2 protein-coding genes are annotated in these 1,932 nt (G+C 61.4%); both read left to right on the top strand.

Going from position 1 to position 1,932, the window contains the following annotated elements; genetic code table 11:
• The coding region (locus ACW9UQ_RS18550) for a tyrosine-type recombinase/integrase (RefSeq protein WP_458932469.1) at window positions 1-382 on the top strand (382 nt) is incomplete at its 5' end.
• Window positions 383-392: 10 nt separating this feature from the next.
• The gene (locus tag ACW9UQ_RS18555; RefSeq protein ID WP_458932470.1) at window positions 393-1,586 is read left to right on the top strand and encodes an IS91 family transposase; all 1,194 of its coding nucleotides are present in this window, start codon (window positions 393-395) and stop codon (window positions 1,584-1,586) included.
• The last annotated feature ends 346 nt before the right edge of the window (window positions 1,587-1,932 follow it).

The raw sequence follows: 1,932 nt of genomic DNA on the forward strand, positions 1-1,932 counted from the left end.
CAAGGTGATGCTGTCACCCGATCTGCTCGATCTTCTGCGGGACTACTGGTGCGAAGCACGGCCCGAGGGCTGGCTGTTTCCCGGCAAGCCAAAGATCAACCCGATCTCGCCCCGCCAGTTGAACCGGGCTTTCACATCGGCCAAACGCATGGCCGGAATCAACAAGCCCGCGACGCTGCACACCCTGCGGCACAGCTTTGCCACGCATCTTTTGGAAGCGGGGACGGATGTTCGAGTGATTCAGGTTCTGTTGGGCCATGCGAAGCTGACAACCACCGCCCAATATACCAAAGTCGCCACCAAGATGATCCGGGGCACAGCCAGCCCGTTCGAGGCGCTCAAGCAATTGAACCTGCGGACCCGTAAAAAGCGACCGAGGTGAGACGCGGGCCTTGTCCCGCACAAAGCTGGAGATCGCTGACATATTCCGGAGATTTGGCCCGGCGTGGCGGCGGGCCAATGCAGGGCATATCAGCCTGAGCCAGCTCAAGGTGATGTCGGCCATTGAGGCTTGCCGAACAGAGGCGCTCGGCGGGCATGTGGCCGCTTGCACCAAATGCAGCCATCAGCACATCGCCTATAATTCCTGCAAGAACCGGCACTGTCCCAAGTGTCAGGGACCAGCCGCGCGCGATTGGATGGCAGCGAGGGCCGAGGACTTGCTGCCGGTCGAGTATTTCCACGTCGTCTTCACGCTGCCAGCCGAGATCGCACGGATCGCCCTCTGGAACAAACGGGCGGTCTATAGCCTGCTATTCAGGCTATCGGCGGAAACGGTGGTGACCATCGCCGCTGATCCCAAGCGTCTTGGCGCCCGCATTGGCATGACATCGGTCCTGCACACATGGGGATCAGCGCTCACGCACCACCCCCACATCCACATGATCGTGCCTGGTGGTGGGCTGTCGCCCGACGGCCGCCGATGGATCGCGTGCAAGCCGGGCTTCTTTCTGCATGTGCGGGTGCTGGCACGTCTGTTCCGTCGGCTGTTTGTTGAAGGGCTGATGGCGCTGCATCGGACCGGGCAGCTTGCCTTCTTCGGCGACCTGACAAAGCTGGCGGACGCTGAAGCCTTCGCCGCGTATCTCGCTCCGCTACGCAAAACCGAATGGGTAGTGTATGCCAAACCGCCCTTCGGAGGACCCGAGCAGGTGCTGGCCTATCTCAGCCGCTATACCCACCGAGTCGCGATCTCGAACAGCCGCCTCGTCAGCGCCGATGCAGACACTGTGGCGTTCCGATGGAAGGACTACCGCATCAAGAGTGGCGACCGGCAAAAAGTGATGCGCTTGCCCACGGAAGAGTTCATCCGACGGTTCCTGATGCATGTCCTACCTGACGGCTTTCACCGCATCCGCCACTACGGCCTGCTGGCTTCCGCACAGCGCAAGGTCAATATCGCAAAGGTCCGCGTCCTGATCGGGGCAAGCACACCAGAGCAAGAACCTCCGCCCGAGGATGATCCCGTACCACTCACCCTGCGCGAGCCGTGCCCCTGTTGCCGTGGCTCGATGCGCATCATCGAAACGTTCCGGCGTGGCCAAGTTCCCCGATCCCGCGCTCCACCAAGGGAACAGGCCGCATGACGAAACGCCCGTTCATCCCATCCATTGTAGGTCGGTTGGCTCAGCCACACCGATCAAACCCCTTTGTGCGCAGCGAACCAGGAAGTCGCGCAAAAGGCGCAAACCGCCACCAACCCGGGTCAAATCCAAGGCAAACGCTCCGATGGAACGAGGAGGCGACGGCTCTCAAACTGTTCAATCTTCCCAGCAACGCGCCCGAAACGGCCACAGACCCAACCGGCAGCGCACTTTCCCCATAGACACCGCCCAGCCCCCGCAGCTTCCTCCCTGAGAGATTTTCCAACGCGGACCACACTCAGGCCAAGCCGAAACCGCGCACCCTGGCCCGCATCAGAAAATCTTCATC

The organism is Halovulum sp. GXIMD14793 (assembly GCF_054457435.1).